12 protein-coding genes are annotated in these 20,440 nt (G+C 50.8%); 5 read left to right on the forward strand and 7 right to left on the reverse strand.

Features of this window, described 5'->3' with window-relative positions; all coding sequences use genetic code 11:
- Positions 1-95: 95 nt before the first annotated feature.
- The 5 genes from ACFQ0N_RS26570 (at position 96) to ACFQ0N_RS26590 (ending at position 6,872) form a co-directional block, all read left to right on the forward strand.
- Entirely contained in the window at positions 96-1,655 is a 1,560-nt protein-coding gene (locus ACFQ0N_RS26570; protein ID WP_379332049.1) for an extracellular solute-binding protein, read from the forward strand.
- A 62-nt stretch (positions 1,656-1,717) separates the two neighbouring features.
- Positions 1,718-2,623 carry an ABC transporter permease gene (locus tag ACFQ0N_RS26575; protein WP_379332051.1) on the forward strand — a complete coding sequence of 302 codons (906 nt, stop codon included), beginning with the start codon at positions 1,718-1,720 and terminating at the stop codon, positions 2,621-2,623.
- Positions 2,617-3,483 carry a carbohydrate ABC transporter permease gene (locus tag ACFQ0N_RS26580; RefSeq protein WP_379332053.1) on the forward strand — a complete coding sequence of 289 codons (867 nt, stop codon included), beginning with the start codon at positions 2,617-2,619 and terminating at the stop codon, positions 3,481-3,483. The genes ACFQ0N_RS26575 and ACFQ0N_RS26580 overlap by 7 nt, the downstream gene beginning before the upstream one ends.
- A gap of 50 nt (positions 3,484-3,533) precedes the next feature.
- Positions 3,534-5,798, forward strand: coding sequence for a helix-turn-helix transcriptional regulator (locus ACFQ0N_RS26585; protein WP_379332055.1), 2,265 nt, complete (start codon positions 3,534-3,536; stop codon positions 5,796-5,798).
- A gap of 18 nt (positions 5,799-5,816) precedes the next feature.
- On the forward strand, positions 5,817-6,872 hold the full coding sequence (locus ACFQ0N_RS26590) for a M14 family zinc carboxypeptidase (protein ID WP_379332057.1): 1,056 nt from the start codon (positions 5,817-5,819) through the stop codon (positions 6,870-6,872).
- An 18-nt stretch (positions 6,873-6,890) separates the two neighbouring features.
- On the opposite strand, the gene ACFQ0N_RS26595 is transcribed toward ACFQ0N_RS26590, so the two are convergent.
- The 7 genes from ACFQ0N_RS26595 to ACFQ0N_RS26625 all read right to left on the reverse strand — a co-directional run bounded on the left by ACFQ0N_RS26595 (position 6,891) and on the right by ACFQ0N_RS26625 (position 20,163).
- Complete coding sequence (locus ACFQ0N_RS26595) at positions 6,891-11,954, reverse strand: DUF4132 domain-containing protein (protein WP_379332059.1); 5,064 nt, start codon at positions 11,952-11,954, stop codon at positions 6,891-6,893.
- A 19-nt stretch (positions 11,955-11,973) separates the two neighbouring features.
- Positions 11,974-12,393 carry a hypothetical protein gene (locus ACFQ0N_RS26600; protein ID WP_379332061.1) on the reverse strand — a complete coding sequence of 140 codons (420 nt, stop codon included), beginning with the start codon at positions 12,391-12,393 and terminating at the stop codon, positions 11,974-11,976.
- Positions 12,394-12,635: 242 nt separating this feature from the next.
- Positions 12,636-14,483 (reverse strand): UbiD family decarboxylase, encoded by a 1,848-nt coding sequence (locus ACFQ0N_RS26605; RefSeq protein WP_379332063.1) that lies wholly within the window; start codon positions 14,481-14,483, stop codon positions 12,636-12,638.
- Positions 14,484-15,271: 788 nt separating this feature from the next.
- A complete protein-coding gene (locus ACFQ0N_RS26610) occupies positions 15,272-16,459 on the reverse strand; it encodes a YecA family protein (RefSeq protein ID WP_379332065.1) in 1,188 nt (395 codons plus the stop codon).
- A gap of 122 nt (positions 16,460-16,581) precedes the next feature.
- On the reverse strand, positions 16,582-17,361 hold the full coding sequence (locus ACFQ0N_RS26615; RefSeq protein ID WP_379332067.1) for a nucleotidyltransferase domain-containing protein: 780 nt from the start codon (positions 17,359-17,361) through the stop codon (positions 16,582-16,584).
- 17 nt (positions 17,362-17,378) lie between these two features.
- On the reverse strand, positions 17,379-18,884 hold the full coding sequence (locus ACFQ0N_RS26620) for a TROVE domain-containing protein (RefSeq protein WP_379332070.1): 1,506 nt from the start codon (positions 18,882-18,884) through the stop codon (positions 17,379-17,381).
- Positions 18,885-19,293: 409 nt separating this feature from the next.
- A complete protein-coding gene (locus ACFQ0N_RS26625; RefSeq protein ID WP_379332071.1) occupies positions 19,294-20,163 on the reverse strand; it encodes a phosphorothioated DNA-binding restriction endonuclease in 870 nt (289 codons plus the stop codon).
- Positions 20,164-20,440 lie beyond the last annotated feature (277 nt).

The following is a 20,440-nucleotide window of genomic DNA, read 5'->3' on the forward strand; positions in this document are numbered from 1 at the left end:
ATCAGGCATGAATAGTCGGGATATTTTTCAAGCAGGCATTCCATTACGATTAAATTGAGAATCGATATAACCTATAGTAGGGGAGATTGAAAAACATGAAAAAATGGATACGAGCCGCTTTAGCCTGTGTACTCATCCTGTCTTTCATTACAGCTTGCAGCAACTCCGGCGGCAATGGCAAAGACGGGAGCGAAACACCTCCGCCCGCAGTTTCACAAGAAGCAGACACGAATGAAAAAGACAGCGAGGGCAAGCAGACTCCTCAAGGCAGCATGCCTTCCTATTATTCGGCAGAGCCGGCGACGATCACGATGTTTATCGGCCATCAACCGGCCTGGCCTTATCAGGAAAACTGGCCGGTATGGAAGTGGATCAAGGAGGATACTAACATTACCGTGAAGGGCGTACCGGCAATGGGTGACTCCAATGATACGCTTGCGCTTAATATTGCTTCCGGCAATATGCAGGATATCGTAACCCTATACATGCGGGAAGCGATGAACTATGGCTCCCAAGGCGCTTTCGTAGACATGTCAACCAAATTAGATGCCATGCCAAATGTAAAACGCTATTTGGAAGCTCATCCCGATATTCGTGCACGCGCAACAACGCCTGACGGGGCCATCTACTACATTCCGAACGACGGTGCCGGCATTACGAACAGTACGGTCTGGTTTTACCGGGAGGATGTTTTCCATGATCAAGGAATAGCACCGCCAACGACTTGGGAGGAATTGTACGCCGCTCTGAAAATTTTGAAGGAAAAGTATCCGGACAGCTACCCTTTCACCATTCGTCATGGCTTGGGTACGCTTGCCATGCTTGCCCCCTCCTTCGGCATTCATGCGACAATGTATCCTGATCCTGAAACCGGCAAAGTAAAGTACGGACCTGTCGACGATAATTTCAAGGAATTGCTTGGCTGGCTGCACAAGTTTTATAGCGAAGGGCTTATGCCGCCGGACTTTCTGTCCTTCGATTACAACCGATGGCTCGAATTTATGAACAATGATAAAGCCTTTGTTACGATGCAGTATATCGGACAGATAGAGATCGTCAACAACCAGCTGAAAAAAGGGAAACTGAAATTTCTCCCTCCTCCGGCCGGAACGGGCGGAAAAGCCTACTTGCCGAATAACGATTTTGAAATTAGCGGACTTGCTGTTGCAACCGATAGCAAAAATGTCGATGCCGCGCTCAAATATATCGATTACCTATTCTCGGAGCAAGGGATTGAGCGGCTGAGCTGGGGCAAGGAGGGGGAAACCTACACCGTTATCAGCGGGAAAAGGTCTTTCCCGGATAAATTCAAGCAGTTTACTGACCTCCGCAAAGATGTTGGCATCCTCACCTTGGGCACTTATGGACAATTCAATCCCGAATCGCTTATATCGATCGTAGCGGAAGATGAACAGTATGCGTACGAGGAAGTACGTAAGTATTTGTACCCGCGGGCGATCATTGACCCGACCTTCACCGCCGAAGAGCTTGAGCAGAATTTGCAAAGTCCGGTCCATAAGTATGCGGAAGAAAACATGAGCAAATTCATTCTCGGCCAGCGTCCGTTAAGTGAATGGGATCAGTATGTGAAGGAGCTTGAAGACCGCGGCTTGCAGGCTTTAATTGATCTGTATCAGCGCGGCTATGACCGATAGCACACAACCTTTCGGGCGGAAGGCTTCCTTCCGCTCGAAGCATCTGAGAGAGGTGATTCTTTTTGGCGCAGTTTACAAAACATTTTTGGCGGGATAAATATTTGCTGCTCCTGCTTGCACCTGTCATCCTATATTTGCTGATTTTTAAATATACACCTATGTTCGGTATCGTAATTGCCTTCAAAAAGTACAATCTCTTCAAAGGCATCTGGGATAGCCCCTGGGTTGGCTGGAACAATTTCACTTTATTTTTCAACAATCATGATGCCTACCAAGTGATTCGCAATACGTTCCTGCTTGGCTTCTATCGGCTGCTGTTCGGTTTTCCGGTTCCTATCCTTTTAGCGCTGCTGCTGAATGAAATACGGAAGGCGATGTTCAAACGGTTTGTCCAGACGGTCAGTTACTTGCCCCATTTCATTTCTACTGTCGTCATTGCCAGCATGCTGACAATGTTTCTTTCGCCAAGCGGCGGCATATTGAATAACATGCTGCAATGGCTCGGTATTCAACCGATCAATTTCTTGGCAGAGGCGGGCTGGTTTCGTACCATTTATGTCAGTTCGGACATATGGCAAACGGCCGGCTGGGGCTCAATTATTTATCTTGCCGCTCTGTCTGCGATTGATCCGCAGCTTTATGAAGTGGCCGATATAGATGGCGCCACCCGCTGGCAAAAAACGATGCATGTCACACTGCCGGGTATCGCCCCGGCGATTATCATCCTGCTTATTTTGAATGTTGGCCAAATTGTCGAGATCGGCTTTGAAAAAGTGTTCCTGCTGTATAATCCGGCGACTTATGAGACAGCCGATATCATCTCTACCTATGTATATCGGATGGGCATCGCCTCCGGCAACTATAGCTATGGAACCGCAGTCGATCTGTTTATGGGCGTCATCAGCTTTATTTTCGTTTATTCCGCCAACTATTTTAGCAGAAAATATGGAGAGACCAGCTTATGGTAGAACGTAAAGCGATTTCATGGTTTAATATTCTCAATGTTGCCATCATGCTCAGTATTGTCGTTGTCACTCTGTTTCCTTTTCTTTATATGATCAATGTTTCACTTAGCAGCCCGGAATATATCATCCGCGGCGAAGTTGCATTATGGCCGAAAGGCTTCACATTGGATATGTACCAAAAAGTATTTGAGGACTCCAGAATATGGATTGGCTATAAAAATACCATCCTTTATACTTGTCTTGGAACCTTTTTTTCCCTCATGATTACAGCTATGGGCGGGTACGCCCTTTCGAGAAAAGGATTGTGGCTGGGCCGCTTTTTCATGTACATGATTGTGTTCACCATGCTGTTCAGCGGCGGAATGATTCCTACCTTTCTTGTTGTTAAGCAGCTTGGCCTTATGGATACGATATGGGCAATGGTTGTGCCCGGCCTGGTCAGTGTTTGGAACCTGATTATTATGCGAACCTTCTTTCAAGGGCTGCCCGGTGAAATCATTGAGTCGGGAAAAATAGACGGCTTGAATGATATCGGTATTTTCGTTCGGCTGGTTCTTCCGTTATCCAAAGCGGTGCTGGCGACAATCGCTTTATTTTATGCTGTCGGCATATGGAACAATTTTTTCACCGCCTTCCTCTATTTGCGGGAGGCTTCCATGTTCCCGCTCCAAGTAGCACTGCGCAATCTTGTGCTTGGCGGGCAAATGAACGAGTCCTTTGCGGGCAGCGACGCTGATGTGGTCGTGCTGGAGTCGCTGAAATTTGCAGCGATTATCGTATCCACTCTGCCGATTTTGCTCACTTATCCCTTCATTCAAAAGTATTTTGTCAAAGGGGTCATGATCGGCTCTGTCAAAGGATAGCACGTACCCAGTCTCTTATTCTTTTAACCATTTATCCGGGAGGGCATGGCATGAACATCCTGTCCAGAATCAGACATAACTCGAATACACTATTCACCCGGTTATTAGCCAGCTTTCTTGTTATTGTGCTGCTTCTGCTTGGGTTCAATTTCCTGCTCCTCACTTATTTTAAAACCGTACTTCATGAAGAAATAATACGGAACAATCAGCAAAACGTAAAAAAAACGATGGCAAACTATGAGAAAAGCTTCAAAGACATCGCCAATACGCTGACCTTCACCATGACATTGGAGAAGGATGTAAAGGAGCTTTATCAGAGTCCGGCAATCGATTATCGTCTGGCCGATACAGTGCTCAAGAAGCTGCAAAGCGACCTGCTCAACCATTCCTTTGCCAATGTTGACAACGTCTTTTTACATTTTAGGCGTTTAGGGTTAACGATCGAAAAAGGTGGCCTGTCTGACCCGGAGACGATGTTCTCCCGTTATATTGCAAGCGCAGCTTATCCCGAATCTTTCTGGGAGGAGCAGCTGCAGCAATCCTTCAATTATAAAATTTATCCGGCAGCGATGTTCAACCGTACAAGCGGGGACGGCACGACAGGGAGCAGGGTGCTCATCCCTATTCTGGTGAAGCAGCAAGTATATAAGCAGCTCTATGCCGTTGCTTTCGTTCAAGCTCCGCAGCTTCAGGCAAGCTCTCATGAGACGCTCGATAGCGAACTCATTATTTTGAATCATCGGCAAGAGGTGCTATATGCCTCGGATGACGTGTTAGCTGCTTCATTACCGGCGCTTGACGATCTTTCCGGCTATGTGCAGCTGAATGACAATTACTATTTCTACCAATACGCGCCAGAAACCGGACTTACCTATATTGATATCGTCCCTTATAAAAACATGGCGCAAAAGGTTCAGCAGCTTGAGTTTTGGCTGGCTGTTGTTTTTATTCTTGCGATTGCTCTTAGTATCGGAGCTTCAATCTGGTTCAGCTTTCGCTTCTATTCCCCGATCAAGCGAATCGTCGAGGACATTAAGCCGCTGGGCGTTCCGCTGAATGCCGATGAGGGACAACTGTCAAAGGTTAAAGAATTCGAGCTTATTAATCGCAATTTCCAACATATGATGCAGGAGCATCAGCATATTAGCAAACACATCGAGGATCAGCATTCCTTGCTGCGCAAATATGCGTTGATCGACAAGCTGAAGCAAATCTATTTTAATGCTGAACCTTTACGTGAGATACAGTTTACAGACAGGCCTTATGTGCTCGCCATATTCGATTTCGCTTTTAAACCCGCCTTCACAGAAGAAATTGAATTGAATGAAGCTCGGGCTGCCGCATATTTACGCGAACTCATCCAGGTGATGGCAGCTGCGAAGTTTCCTGAGTCGCTGATATTCCAAATTCAAGATCGGCAAATCGCTTCTCTCGTCTTTGCCGATCCGTCAGACGCGGCTGAGCATACCGAGCTTGCCGCTCTGCTCCATACGCTGTCGCAAATTTTCGATCGAGATATGAAATATTGTGCGGTTACGATTGCCCTTAGCTCTCCATATTCATCGTCATCGGAGTTAAGTCGGGCCTATGAGCAAGCACAAGCTCGTGTAAAGCAGCGCCGGCTGGGTTCTGCAACACAGTTGTTGTCAGAGGATTATGTGCCGGTCACCCCATTCATTTTGACGCCTAATCGGGAGCAGGAACTTCTGGCACAAATGCAAGCAGGTAATGAAAAGGGCATGAACCAATGTGTTGAGAAAATATTGGCCGAACTGCAGCGCAAGGACGCTTACATTAGTCAGTTTAATGACATTTTATATAGCATGCTGTGCAAGCTCCAAGATACACTTGTCTCCTCACAATTAGATGCTGACATGCTGAAGCCAATCATTGCGCAATTGCCGCATTGTTACGAGTTCCAGCAATTTGTATCCATCTGGAGAGATGCTTCTTCACTTGCTGCTAAAGAAATCTCCAAGAGACAGGAGATAGAGGATCCCATCACTAGCTTTGTCATGTCTTACATCGAAACCAACTATCATGAGGATATTTATTTGGACGCGCTTGCCGACAAGCTGCAAATTACCCCCGGCTATTTGTCCACCTATTTCAAAGAAAAAACGGGAATGAATTTCAGCGAATATTTGAATATGTTCCGGATCGAAAAAGCGAAGCAAATGCTGCATAAAACCGATATTCCTGTCGTAGAAATCGGCCGTAAGGTCGGGTATCCCAGCACGAACTCCTTCTTTCGGATGTTCAAAAAGTTAATTGGGCACACGCCCGGCAATTATCGCAAGCTGGAGAAGAAATAATAGAGGAGGCACAGCAACATGGAGGAGCCTATCGAGAATATCGAGGAAATAGATATGCCCGCCTATTGGCGTAACAGTCTGGACGAGATTGATCAGCTTCTGGCAACTTCCCGCAGAGGGCATGTGGAGACGATAGGATATTCCGCAGGCGGCAGGCCAATTCCTGCCATTTTCTACGGCGAAAAGCAGCCATTCACCAGAACAGCCAACTATAGCTCTGCTTGCGGAAGCGGCGACCTGACCCGATACGCGTGTAAAACAAAAGATACCCGGCCCGTTATCCTCATAATCGGCGGTATCCACGGCGGCGAGCTGGAGGGCATTACCGCAATAATGAACCTCATTCAAATGATCGAGACCGGCCGCGATTTTGGAGGGTGCACCCGCTCTTCCATCCTTAATTTACTTGCCTCATTCAGGCTTATATTAATTCCGTGCATGAACCCGGATGGGCGCGCGCGTGTACCCTATCGTTCGCTTGTCGGGATGTCGTTAGAGCAAATGCGCTATCATCTGCAAGGCACATGGAAGGACGGCTCCTTATGCGGCTGGCCGGCGTGCAAAACCGTTCATCCGATCCTTAATCATGTTGAACACCTGGGCAGCTATTTTAATGACGATGGCATTAATTTGATGCACGATCAATTTTTTGCACCTATGGCTAATGAAACGAAGCTATTAATGCGATTAGTAGACGAAGAGGCGGCTGATGCGATCGTGCAGCTGCATGGAGGGGCCAATTCTCCTAATCATATCCTGGCCGCTTCTTATGTACCGGCCTGCATTCGCGAGCGGCAAAATGAATTCAATCGCCTGTATTATAACGCGCTAGCCGCGTACGGATTAAGTTATGCGCCGGTCTTTGGCGATCCACAGGAAGGTGCCGTCCCTCCGCCGCCTTCCTTTAATCTGGCTTCCGCGCTGCATCACATATGTGGCGGACTATCTATGGTCTATGAATCCAACATGGGACTCTGTGCGCCAGGTGAACGCTACACCTATGAACAAATATTGGAAAGTCATTATATTTTGTTCGAACAGTTGTTCGCCTATATAAAGAGCGCCCGACACTAACGGGCGCTCTTGTGCATGCTATAGCATCGCAAGAATGCTTGGATCTTTGATCTTGCTGTCCTCTGCCAGCAGCAGCAGCTTGGACATGATTTCCGCGGTACGCGGATCGCTGTCGGCGAACGGCAGGAACAGGCGGCCGCGGCTCTGTGAATGAACAGGCAAAATGTTAAGCGCGCCTGTCCCTTTTTTATGCACAATGCCTGAGCCCATGTGAACGGAATATTCGCCAAGCTTGCCTGCGACATGCGCATGCGAGCCTTCCAGCCGCACATTGTCGACCTTCAGCAGCATGAGCAGCTCTTTGGCAATTGCGATGCGCATTTCCACTGTCGAATGGCTGGCTTCCGGATCGACGCCGCCAGCATGAGCGACACTAACGACAAGGTCGATGTCGCGCATTACTTCCGAGAAAATAATCGGCGGTACTTCCGCCAGCTTGACGGCTTCCATCGTCTCGCGGTTGAAGAACTGCACCGTCTCCAAGGTTGGCGGTTCGATATCGGCCGGCGTAAACCAGTCGGCCATCGCATACATGCGGGCAATCAGGTTTTCCTTGTAGTACACCTTTTGCAGCCCTTCCTCGTAATCGACGGTCCACAGGCGTCCGCGCAACAGCGCTACCGTCCGCTGCGGCTGCACCTGATGGCCGGCGTAACGGCGGGATACCGTAACCGCGGCAACCTCATCGGCATTCAGGCGGTAATATTCGCGGAATACCTGCTTGAACGGCTGCTTGATCTGCCGCGCAAACAAATCCCGCTGAAATTCGCTCCAGCGCCCGGACGCATACAGATGAACCGGATGGGCAAGCAGCAGCTCGGCATCTGCCTGCAAACTAATCAGGCTGCCGTCCGGCTGGCGCAGCATAAATGCGCCTGCCCCTTGCTCCGGCTCCTGCAAATATCCGATCGCACCTTCCTCTGTCCCTGCCCCTGCCGCATCGACCCAGACGAGATGATGCACGAGCGGAGCAATGACCGGATTGCGGACAATCGCCCCAAGCTCCTGCGCGGTGAAGCGCGTGCTATTTTCCATCGCCTGCTCGAAGCTGAGCTTCGCGCGGGCATACTGGTCCTTAAGCTCCTTTTGCGTCTCTTTCATGGCCAGTACCCGCTCATCCTTGCGCAAGGCAGCCGGTATGCTTTTCTGAGCCTTGCCGCCTTTTTCAACCTTTAACTCCACTTGGCCTTCGTCGTCAATTTCCAGCCAAAGCATCGTGCCATTCATATCTTGCGGACTAAAATAGACCGCGATTTCTCCAATTTTTTCAGCTTCGAGATCCCAGGTCATCCGGTTGACATCGCCATAGCCCGCATTGCGCGCCAAATTTTCGAGCGCGATGGCGCCTGCCTTCCCTTCGCTTTCGCGCCGCTGAGCGCCGAACTGCTTGCTTTCCTTCAGGAACTGCTGGATAAACTCATACCGCTCCAGCGCATCCCGCTTGTCTCCGGCTGCAATTGGCAGCAAGGCGTAGCTGAGCAGCTTGTCCTTATTACGGGCAGAACGGATGCCCTCAACCAGCTCCTGTTTGTCCAGCTTCCCTAATGTGGCATCAGCAAACAGCTGCGCGCGGCGGTGCGAATTGCCGCCATCGGTAATATATTTTGCACAATTGTACAGCAGGTCAAAACGCTCTGTGCCGAGCGTTTCATAGGCGCTTCTGAACCAATCGCCATCGAAGGCGCCGTCATTGAAGCTTTGCGGACTGATCGGCGAGTAGATCGCCACTTCCGTCTCCTTCTGCGCAGAGAACGTTTCGTTAACATGAGCATGGAAGTACCAGGCCGCGCTCTTCAATCCCGACCAGCCCAAGTGCTGCTGCACGATATCAACCCATTGCGGCGCATACATCGCCGCTTCCAGCAAGCGCTGCTCGGTCAGATCCGTCTTTTCCAGCAAGGCGGCGAGCATGGCCGCGTCTTCGCCTTTGGCCGGATAACAGCATTTCAGCAGCGAGCTGAGCACAGTCTTCTTCGTTGAGTTGCTGTTATAAACGTAGCCGCGTTGGAACGTTTCCTTCCCCAGTCCAGTCAAAATAGCAACAAAGAAGCGAATGCCTTCAAAACGCTGAATCGATGACGACAGCTCCGATACAGCTGTTGGCAAATCGCCGCGGCGCGATTCTATTTCGACAATGCGGCACACCGCCTGCTCCAATAGCAGCTTCACGCCCGGATAGCTTTCCAGCAGCGGCTTGCCCCAATTCGGATGCGTTAACGTGCGGATGAAATCTTTGGCCAGGTTTCCTGTCAGTATTTCACGCAGCAGCACACCGTCGCTGATCAGCCCGAGATGATGCGCCCGCATAAAAGAATCAACAGATAAAGTAGCGTCGTAGTTGCTCTTCAGCAGCCTGTAGCTGGCATAAGCGGTGAAGAAGTATTGGGCAAATTGCTCGTCGCTTTGCACACACTGCTTTGCGCGCCCCAGCCACTGCTCCAGCAGGCCCGATTCCAAAGCGGGAAAGACTTTTTCACGCCCGTACCAGCTAACGGTTACTCCCTCGTCCAGCTCCGCTCGCGGCATTGCGCATTGCCCGGTCGTCAGCCGTGCCCGCAAGGAACGGTAGACAGCCATACAAATCGCAAAGCTTTCTCTCAAGTCCGTCTCGTTAAACAACAGCTGAATCAGCTGGTTGGTTTTGTTCCTGTGCTTGAGTCTATCCAGGACCTTGTCCAACTGCTGCTCTTTTTCTTTAACCTGCACATCCGCATAAAGCTCTGTGAACCATTGCTTCTCTGTGGCATAACTGTCAGTGTGGTCCACACTTCCAAACATGAAGGCCAGCATGCGCATCGGCGTCAGCTGCAAATCCCGTGCAGCCTGCCGCCATACCTCCGGCAATGGATAGCTGTCCAGCTTATCCTCGTCTGCCTGTTCACCATCCGCTTTTTTTACCCGGGCCAGCCTGTACATCTGATTGCCAAGCAGTACCTTTTCGGAGTGGTCGCCGTAATAATACTGCCCCTCATACTCGTAGTTGTAATGCTCCTCGAGCAGCGCTTCAAAATGCTGATAAATCGCCGTTACATCCTCCGGCTGCCAGGCCGCATATTGCTTCACGTATTCCGCTTCCCGCTCAGCTTGCTGCCTATCCGCCGCTTCCACCAGCTCTGGATGATTGCATTCAGATGGTAACGCCACTTGCTCATTCACATCATACAAGCCGAAACCATTCTCGGCCCCATCGCCCGCATCTACAGCGTGCAGCAGCTTATCGATGAGCACTTGCTCCTGCGCGGTGGCCCGGCCCTTCTCGTGCAGCGACTGAATATGGCCGCGCACTTGCGGATAAAGCGCCTGCCGCTGCTCATCCTGCTGTAAAGACTCTGCAATCGCAAGTCCGGCCAGCCGCTGCTGCTCATTCGAGGCAGACAGCAGCTTATCCGCCGCCTGGAGCAGCTCCTCATCAGTCTGCTGCATGAGCAGTGTAATGCAGGCTTGACGCAGTGTGCCTGTCTTTAGCTTCAATAACGCAATAATTTTATCCAGCTCGGCAGCGGCAAGCTCCGATTGCCCAAGAAGCTTAACCGCCGTCTCGCGGTTGCTTGTGCTTTTATCATTCAACGCTTGCAGCAAATACTCGCGTTGTTTTCCGGAGGCGGCAGCCCCGATAAAATTGACCAGCAAACCGTGGCGCAGGTTCGAGCTCATCCGGTCGCTGCAATCGATCAATTGCTCAATCATTGCGGCCTCGCGGTCATAGGCGGCCAGCGTCATCATGCGCCGCAGCAGTTCATCGGCTTCAAGCGTTGCCGCCGCCCAAGGGAAGACGCTCTCCTTAAAGGTTTTCGTCTCTTTGAGCTGCTTCAGCGCCTGCAATAAAGCATTGAACTGTTCGCTCCGCTCTGCAGCGTCCGCGCTAATCGGAGAATCGCGTACATCGATAGCCCCGTCCCCATAACTGTAGACGATGCGATGGTCCGCGTAGATGCTGTTCATCAGCCAGGCCATCTGCTCCAGATCATCGACTGCCGCCGGCAGATGCCCGCTTGCAATCCGATGCTGCATGTCCGGCTGATAGAGCTGGGCCAGGAAGTATAGCGAGGCCAGCTTCTTATATCTGGCACCGTCCTTCAGCACGCGCTGGATGCGCGTTTGGGCTTCATCAATATCATGAGCCGCCGCTGCCCAAAGCGAGAAATAATAGATCAGCGTATCTTCGCTATTTTCCGCTTCCTCCCGGTACCCCTCATCCGTAAGCGAGCGCAGGGCAAGCTCCAGACATTTGCGGATGACCGCGGGCTTCTGCTCGGTAAAGGCAAGCCCTGTCCACGTATCAAGCGCCCGGATCACCGCGCTGAAGCGCTCCAAATTATGCTCCAGCACGATTCGGATCAAGTAGATTGCCGCCTCTACCGTCCCTTCGTCCAGACTTTCCATAATGTGCTGGCGCAGGCCCTCCTGCAGCTTGGCCGCAACCAGGAGACGCCCAAGCATTTCGTAGCATTCCACGCTATGGCTCTGCACAATGCCGCGAATCATCGGCCTTGTCAGCAGCGCCGCCTGATTTTCGCCAAACATAATGTCTCTCAGCGCCTCAATGACGGCTTCGTTGCCCTTGTCGATCTCGCAGGCGATACGCTCGCCCATAATAAAGTCGGTCGGAAGAACGATATCATGCCTCGTCAAATAATCGTGCAGCGTGCACTCATACGCAAGTGCGTTGTAGTAATATGAAATTGTCGTTAGTATGGCTTCTATGTAATGAGCCAGATTGCGGGAACGGTAGCCTTTGCGATAATAGGTCGAAGTTGAATAGGTGTACAAAATACGGCGCCGCAGCAAATCCAGCAGCTCTGCTCCGTTCTCCTCTCCAAACAGCAGCACAAGTGCCGATGACAGCGGTCCTGCCCACAGCTGCTCGGCATCGGCCATTTCACTGAGCGGACAAGGATAGGCGCGATTGAGTTCGGCAATAAATTGCCGCCGGCGCTTGTCCCTGTTCTGATAATTGGCCGTCAAAAAGTCCAGCAAGCTGGAGGCTAACAAATAATGCTCATGATCCTTCTTCGTCTGCAATTGCTCAAGCAAGGCATCCAGCAGCTCTTGCTTATGCTCCAAATGAATACGTTCTGTCATGTCTAGCTCCTCTCCCTAATCAGCGCATCGTTCCCGACAGCAGCGTCAGCCTTATAAAAGTAAAAACGGATCCCGGCGCAATCGTCAGCGGCGCATGCAGATCTTCCACGACTGCATCATTGATCAGCACTTTGTAAATGCCGTCCTCAAATGCCTGCAAAGCGGTCTCAACCGCAGCCGCAGCATTCGCCTTCCGGTCGTCATAAGCCGCTTGAAAGCCTACTTTGCCGGTATCGGCCTGCTCCTCCAACTGTTCAGGACTTAAGTAAGGAAAAATAGATTGCTCCATGCTGCGCGCGTTAAAACGCTGCACTTGATCCGATACAATCGCCCGGATCGCATCTTCCAGGCACTGCACGTCGTCAGGCAGCGACGCCTCGATGCGCTCCAGCACCGGTCGCCTTTTGCCAGCCGCTTTTACTCTGAAATAGATTTGCACCCCTTCGCCTCCTGTCGGCAAAACTTTATTACCCACCTCTGTTTAATAGTGTCATTATATCATGCAGTTGGCTTTTGTTCCCCTTTTTTTTGAAAAATGCGAACAGACGACTAACCGTTCTATCCGACCTAGTACATATGTCCCAGTTTCTCCCCTGCATATGTAGGACTCTTAGCGGCAAAAAACAAAAAAGACAGCCCCCTACCAATCGGAAGCTGCCTCGCATGTCTTGCATACTGCTATCACTTGATACCGCCGAGGATCGCTCCCGGCACAAACAACCGCTCGACATGCCGCTCCACCTCGGCATCGGGAATAAGCGGAGGCGCTTGATGCGGCTTCGTTCTGGCATCGATCACCACATTGTCGCAAGCCCAATGCTTGAACTCATAGCGGCTGTTCAGCCCATACATATCATGAGAAGGATTGCTGCGCGTAAACGTTACCCACAAAAAATTCCCCAAAGTTGCACTCATAAACTCGCTATTGTCGCCAATGATGATCAGCGGACAGGAATCGTCCAGCCCTTGCTTCTGCAGCTCGTCGCACAAAGCCTTCATTTCCCGCTCAGCTTCATCATAGCTAATAAATGGCGTGCCTTGTACAGTTACGATGCCCGGCATAATGAGACGCGCTTGTCCGAATGACTGCGCTTGTGTGCCCTGCAGCCGCTGCAGACATTCCGGCACCTCCCGGCACAGCTCCCGCTTCTTCTCGCCAGCCGCAGCGAATACGACCTTGCTGCCCGTATTCAGCCCTGTACCTGAATAATCAAGCGTATCGATCGTCGTATTCGTATAAAAATGAATATCGCGCCCGAGATCAATCCGCTCCAGAATATAGCCTAAAAACGTCTCAATATGATGTGTGCTGAGCGGTTCATTTTCTTCGGCCGCTATAAACAAATATTTGGCCAAACTCAACTGTCCCGTTCCTAAAATCCGGTTGGCAAGCGTCAAAATCTCCGCAGGCTGCTTCACCTTCTGATAAGGCGTGTACCGCTCGCTGCCAATGGCAAACAGCAGAGGATGGACACCGGCAGCGTCTACCGCATGCACTTCCTTGACACCCGGAATTTCTTGCTTGATCGCCCCGCCCGTCAGCTCGTGAATAAGCTCCCCGAACGACGTATCCTCCTGCGGCGGCCGCCCCACGACCGTAAACGGATAAATCGCATTCGGCCGGGCATACACCTTATGCACCCGCATGACCGGGAATGGGTGGGTCAGGCTGTAATAGCCGAGATGATCGCCAAACGGCCCCTCCGGCCGCGTCTCGCCCGGAAAAATTTCGCCCGTAATGACGAAATCGGCATCATGGCTGATGCAAAAGCCGTCGACATAGCTGTAGCGAAAACGATGCCCGGCCAGCAGCCCGGCAAAGGTCAGCTCACTCATACCCTCCGGCAGCGGCATAACGGCAGATAAAGTATGCGCCGGCGGCCCGCCGATAAAGCAGCTGACTTTGAGCGGCATGCCTTTTTGGGTGGCTTTGGCCTGATGAATGCCAATTCCGCGGTGAATTTGATAATGGATGCCGACCTCTTTATTCAGCTCATAATCATTGCCGTTAAGCTGCACGCGATACATGCCCAGATTCGAATTCATAATGCCCGGCTTGTCCGGGTCCTCCGAATAGACCTGCGGCAACGTGACGAATGCTCCGCCGTCATCCGGCCAGCTCTTAATGAGCGGCAAATCGGAAATTTGAATTTCATGCAGCGGCAGCCCCGCACCGCCATTCTTTTTGGCCGGCAGAGCATTCCACGCGGCTAAGCCTGTCTCGATGTGCTTCCATGGCGCCTTAAGCCCCTTCATCGGATCATTGCGCAGGGCAATGACATTTTGCGTTTCTTCCCACGTTTCGCGAAAAATAAATTTGCTGCGCTCAAGTGTCCCGAACAAATTGGAAACGGCACGGAACCTGGAGCCTTTAACATTTTCAAACAGCACCGCCGGACCGCCTGCTTCATAGACCTTCATATGAATTGCAGCCATTTCCAGATGAGGATCAACCTGCTCCTTAATCCGCACCAATTGGCCATGACGCTCCAAATCGAGGACACACTCTTCCAAATTGCGATATTTCATCTTAGAACTCCATTCTCTCAAGAAATAATGAATGCAGCCAACGCATTAGCAATCGTTTATACTTCCCTTAGTTTATCATGAATGATGCGCTGGAGCATAACGGCCATCGATGTCTGCTGCGGTTTCTTTAGTAAGCGCGGGGCGAAGTGGGCCCGAGGGTCCCAAGCGGACTATGGATCCGTTATCTGTGAACAAACGTGTCAAATTGACGGGGATGCGGACCGTGGTTCCGTTATTTGCCTCAAATCGCCGTGAAACCCCAGCAAAACCAGCATATAACGGAACGTCTGTCCGCGTAACCTCCAAATTAGCTGGCTTTCGACAAATAACGGATCGTCTGTCCGCGTGAGGGATCGTGGTCTGGATGCCCGGCTAACGAACCTGGGACACGCTATTGGCCGAAAAATCGGCTTGCTCCGCGTGTAACGAATCTGAGACACGCTATTGATGAAAAAAAGGCGGGGAATCGACCGATTTTGGGTGATTAACGATTGGTAGATTCGTTACAGCCCACAAGGCCCCATTTTGAGCCGAATAAGGGTTGACAGGTTCGTTAGCGGCCCTTCAAATCAACTCCAACAATGGTTCTCGGGTTTACCTAGCTACATCAAGGGATGCCTGTCTTTTTCGTGCAGTGAAAGTTGGGTTATAAATTCTGGTCAAAAAAAGGCCCTGATCCTCTACAAATTGTAGACATCAAGACCTTCTTATGGAATTCCGTATGGCTCGTTCCACCGAACGGGCAAGCCACTGTAAATTTTAATCGCCATGTGCAGCATCTTTCGCCATTAGGCGCCGCAGCATTTTTTATACTTTTTCCCGCTTCCGCATGGGCACAGATCGTTGCGGCCGATCTTTTTGCGCGAAAACATATCGATCACTTCGCCTGCTCCGCCCTGCCGCTCATTGCGCAGATAGGCCAGCTCATTCGGGGAATAGCCCTTTAGCAGCCATTGCTTGGTCAAATTGTTCAACATGGAAAGATGCCCCATAAAACCTTGCACTGTCTCCAATGTATCGATTTCCAGTTGCTCCTGCAGCAGTTCGAGTACATCGGAAGGCGTGCCGCCATTGCGGATCGAGTCGGCACATTCCTCCACAATTCCGTCAGCATCCTCGCGATCAAGCGGATAGTTGTCCGTAATATAATTAGACATCGCCTCGAATACCGGATGCCGATCTATATAATCGATTTCTCCGGCTTCAAGCAGCTGCCGCTTCATAAAAGAATAAAATTGCAGATCGGATCTGTTGCGCTGCTCCTCGAGCACCCATGCCGGATCTTCGACACTGCAAAAGGCAAATCCATAATCGTCATATTCGATTACTCCGTTGTAAATGGAAGATTCCACAAGCAGCTCAAGCACCTCGCGGAAATCGAATGGCTCTTTTATATATCGTGCAAGCAATTGCTCCAGATCTTCAAGGCTGAGAACGCCGTAGTAATACAGCAGCCCTCTAGTAAGCTTGATGACTTCCGTATTGTTGCTGATCTTATCGCGAAGCTCGGCACTGTTGCTCTTTTGGAATTGCTCCATCACTTCTTTCGGCATCGCTACTACGGTATTGCCTTCTTGCGAGCCGGTAACCAGGACGCCCATTTCTACGAAATAGCCGTATCCCCAATAATTTGAGGAAGCCATTATTCCTCCGCGATCAACGATTTGCCGAAGCAATTTATAACGCTCTTCATCCAGCTTCTCCAGCATTGCTCCGAAAGACTGCGGAATATGAGTCTCCAAAGCTTCTGCCAGTTGCTGCTTATTTAATGAGCTTAGTCCGCGGATTCCCAGCCGCGCCCGAATGTCAGACAGCTCGGTTTTCGTCAGAGTAGCCAAATTGTCCGCCAATACTACCGGTGCCGCAATCGTTTTTCCCCAGCGTCGCTCGTCTTCTTTCAAAATTATTTGTTCAACTTCCTTCATAGCCGCATTCGCATCCAGTTTCTTATCCAAGCCGCTATTGCGCTTGTCCATCATGTCACACCTTTCTAAACGTTAACCTTATAATTATACCTTATTTTCACCACTTTTACATGGAAGGATATGGAACGCATAAATTGCCGCTAAAATCACACAAAAATAGCCTGGCAAGGAACTCATATTCCTGACCAGACTATGTCTCTGAACAAGTTGTCCAGCTGTTCATCCGCAATTCCTTTTTCCGCCGGCATCCGCGCAGCGGTCTGTTCTATTGCGGCTATTTGCTGTTCCAAATAACGGTTAATGACCTCGATTCGCGGTTCATTATTCCGCTCTTCGCCCGCTATTTTTCGCGCCAGCAGATCAAGCACGGCCTTTTTCAGCTCAGTGTCCTCTGGTATCAGCTCATCGACTAGCGTCCGAAATGCAAGCGGCGGCAGCGCAGCGTACTTTTCAATCCATGCACACGCCAGGATCGGCCGCAGCACGTAGAAGTATTTTTTAACGTTAACTCTTTCGCCTTTTAGATATTCTCGATAATTCCCCTTCGCCATATGCAAATAGTGGTACATGCACGCTTTCGGCGAAAAGGCTGCTGCCGCCAACTCCCGTATCCGGCTTGCTGCCGGGCCGCTTTCGAGATAACGGATCGGAGATTGCAGCCATTCAAGCAAAGGCGGATTTGATTTGCGGAATAGATTGAGCGCCTTTTTCAAATCCCAGCCGTTGATATCCAGCATATCGCTAATTGGGCGCTCGATGACATCGCGTTTATTAAAGATCGACAAATACCATTCTACCGGCCTGACGTAAATAAAACGGACATCGTAGTCGCTGTCCTGCGAAGGAAATCCCCATGCCCGGCTGCCGGACTCGCAGGCATACAAAATTTTCACATTCTCCGCTTGCTCAATCTTGCGCAGCTCTTCCTTAATTTGTCGCGTTATCTCTGTCATGCACCTATTCCCCTCCTTCACACGGCTGACTTCGGCTGTCCGTTCTTAATCCGTTCTGTCATCGATTCATAGCCCTGCACAGACTGCGCAATATAAGACAGCACAGTATCGCTCCAGCCATAGATGTAATAAGTTTGCGGGTCCCCCTGCGGCACCAATGCATTCTGATAAGGCGAAATATCGACGATAAAAGCCTTCGCCTGCCGATTCACCTTATCGCGGTAGCGTTTTAGCTCCCCGTAGAAAGGGCTGCCTGCATTTTGCTGCTCATCTGTAATGATAATAATTTGATCCACATGCTCCTTATCTGCAAGCAGCTTCCGCATCGGCGCCCCGGTATCTGTACCGCCGCGGGCACGAATACGGGCTGCCTGTGTCAGGATACTATCCTTACGGGAAGGCTTCACGTCCAGCACGCGAGTATCAAACAGCCAAAAAAGAGAGTTCCCCTCTGTCTTCTTGTACAAGGCTAGCGCAAAAATCGATCCGATCTCCAAATATTGTCCTGACATCGAGCCGGAAATATCCAGGAAGATCGCAGTTCGCCCGCCAAGCTCCGGCAAATTGTTGAAGGTCAGCTCGACTGCCTCGCGCAGCGCCGCCTTTAATTGCGGATGATCTACCTGCCGGTAGGCTGTGGCAAAACGAAACGGCAAAATTTTGGATTTGCCAAGCGCTTCCCTGTTGGTGAAACGCTCTACGACATAATCTACATTGCGCGTGTCCTCCCATACACCGGCACGCTGCAAGGTGTTAAGATGCCTCAGCAGCGCAAAGGCCGGCATTTGGCGCAGCAGCGCTTCCCACACCGCCTTCGACGGTCTGATCGCTCCGGTTACGGTCTCATAAGGCAGCTTGCCGCGTTCAATCCAGGCAATCTGCTCCTGCTCGCTCTCGGCCCGCTTAAGCTGCTCCAAAGCTTCCACCTGTGGAAGCAGCGACAGCTCTGTATCCAGGCCGCGCAAATACCGGAACAGCGCTTGCTGCCGCTCGCTCTCCGGTTTCGGGTGCGCAGTCGCGATGGCATCGCCCAAATTGTATCCGCGGCCTCTCCCGTTATACTTCACCGCCCAATACTCCGTAACGCCGCTCAGAAAGCGGCTCACCTCACGCTTGACGGCCCGCCCTCCCTCGCCGCGCCCCATCCCCTGCAAAATCATAAGGAAATCGAACAGATCGGCCGGATAGCGTACGACCTCGGCGAAAATGCCGGCGAACAAATCAGCGCGTTTGCCGGACAATACAGCAAGGCCAAACAGCGGCTGCAAGCGCATCATGCTCGTTTGGCGGGCAAATGCTATCGCCTGCGCCATAAAATCCGGATCTTGCTCTGCCATCTCGTGATGAAGAGCGGATGCTTCTTTCAGCAACTCATTTTGATCCGCATAAAAAGTATTGCTCATTGTGTTTGTAAGCAGCATTTGCACATACCGCTCCTCTATCGAACGGATGTGATTGCTATAGTTTTCCTTTGTATATGAACGCGATTCCTGAGAACCGAACAGCTTTCTTGCCATGCTCATTCCATCAGCCTCCTGACTTCTCCTAAAGAGAAAAGAAAGCAAAGAGCCGCACGAGGAAAGTGGAGAAAAGGGTCACGCCGTTCTGGCGAACAGCGTCAATACTTATCCCATACAAGTCGAAGAACCCCTTTCATTCGCCTCGCGGTGCTGCTTTGCTTGCAAAAACATCATCGAAGAAATGGGAGCGAGAAGGTACAAACTGCTCTACCACTGAGCTATTCCGCTTAAAGAGCGGAAGTTGGAGTCGAACCAACGACAAGTCGATTAAAAGTCGAAGTAACCCTCTCTGGCGCCTCGATGACGTCCTGCTGGTATCTATCTTCGCTCATTTGTGGCAGGATGAACATGGTAAAAGTATTACGAAGTGAAAAAAGGATAGCAATAATGTATTGCCATCCCTGAACAGCTATTACAGCGTCTGATATCTTGCTGGCCCTCTGAATACCTCACGCAGATGCCAGTGAATATAATTGCCGTTCGGCTGGTAGCCCGGACTAATCGGCGCCCGCACCGGCTTGCCATGATAGCGCATGAGCCACTCCTCAAAGCCGCGAGTACCGTGCGCCTGCTCGGCGACAAGCATTACCCGCTCCGCCGTCAGTGTAAATACGCCGCGGTCAAACAGCTTATGGTGCAAGGAGCAAAGGGCAATCCCATTTTCCTCTGTATCCGGGCCGCCTGCCTGGTGCCATTGAATATGCGCCGCATCAATTGCGACCAGTTGATGGCCGAGCCTGACATTAAAGCCGCAGACCGCGCAGCTGTACTCATAGGCCTTCAATATTTTGTCGCGGAATTGCGGGTCGCGCGGACGCCTTCTCTTTATAGAAAAATCGAGACCAATCTCATCTAAAATGTCCTGATGCATCGTCTCCGGAAAATGCTCATTCAGCAGCAATTCCGCCAGTTCTTGAATAAGCGCCTCATCGCCTCGCAACAATGACAGAACTTCCGCGCTAAACCCGCCGCTTACCTGCTCCGTCACTAGCAGTTTATCGGAAAACCTCTGCTTGTCGACCGGCTGGGACAGCTGCCAAATGCCGTCCGTAACAAGGCGGACAAAAGGCTCCTCCGGGTGATACGATTTGCGGCTTGGCCCAAACTCGATCAACAGATTTTTCAGCTTGGCCCGCACCTGCTCATACGGCAGCATGCTATGATTTTGCTGAATTTCAGCAAGCGCCAGCAGCAGCAATAACGGTTTATGAGGAGCGCGCTGCCCATTCTTTTTCCAGATCGACAGATTGGATATTTTGTGGATCAATTCAGCCTTCTCCATCGTTTCTACCTCGCTGCATTCTTTTTTGACATCCTCCCCCGCCTACACTTTGCTTAGAGGCGGGGGATTCCCCTTATTCGCCTCATTAGCGTGAAGCAGGCTCAGTTACCGTTACCTTAGGAATTTGTTTCATGATCACAGAGAAGATGAGTACTCTCATATCTGTATCCGAGCAAACTCCGGGGTTCAGTTCCGTCCATGTTGAACGTCTTTGGTGTGACGGATAGAACTTCTCGGTTAGGTATTCAGCACAGTCAGGTGCCTTATGCAAGGTATC

It is taken from the genome of Paenibacillus sp. GCM10027626 (assembly GCF_042676285.1).
Taxonomy (GTDB): domain Bacteria; phylum Bacillota; class Bacilli; order Paenibacillales; family Paenibacillaceae; genus Paenibacillus_Z.

Bases quoted from the DNA above. Each gene is read 5' to 3' on its own strand.
- ACFQ0N_RS26570 (WP_379332049.1), top strand. From the start codon at position 96: ATGAAAAAATGGATACGAGCCGCTTTAGCCTGTGTACTCATCCTGTCT.
- ACFQ0N_RS26580 (WP_379332053.1), top strand. From the start codon at position 2,617: ATGGTAGAACGTAAAGCGATTTCATGGTTTAATATTCTCAATGTTGCC.
- ACFQ0N_RS26585 (WP_379332055.1), top strand. From the start codon at position 3,534: ATGAACATCCTGTCCAGAATCAGACATAACTCGAATACACTATTCACC.
- ACFQ0N_RS26590 (WP_379332057.1), top strand. From the start codon at position 5,817: ATGGAGGAGCCTATCGAGAATATCGAGGAAATAGATATGCCCGCCTAT.
- ACFQ0N_RS26595 (WP_379332059.1), bottom strand. From the start codon at position 11,954: ATGACAGAACGTATTCATTTGGAGCATAAGCAAGAGCTGCTGGATGCC.
- ACFQ0N_RS26605 (WP_379332063.1), bottom strand. From the start codon at position 14,483: ATGAAATATCGCAATTTGGAAGAGTGTGTCCTCGATTTGGAGCGTCAT.
- ACFQ0N_RS26610 (WP_379332065.1), bottom strand. From the start codon at position 16,459: ATGGACAAGCGCAATAGCGGCTTGGATAAGAAACTGGATGCGAATGCG.
- ACFQ0N_RS26615 (WP_379332067.1), bottom strand. From the start codon at position 17,361: ATGACAGAGATAACGCGACAAATTAAGGAAGAGCTGCGCAAGATTGAG.
- ACFQ0N_RS26620 (WP_379332070.1), bottom strand. From the start codon at position 18,884: ATGAGCATGGCAAGAAAGCTGTTCGGTTCTCAGGAATCGCGTTCATAT.
- ACFQ0N_RS26625 (WP_379332071.1), bottom strand. From the start codon at position 20,163: ATGGAGAAGGCTGAATTGATCCACAAAATATCCAATCTGTCGATCTGG.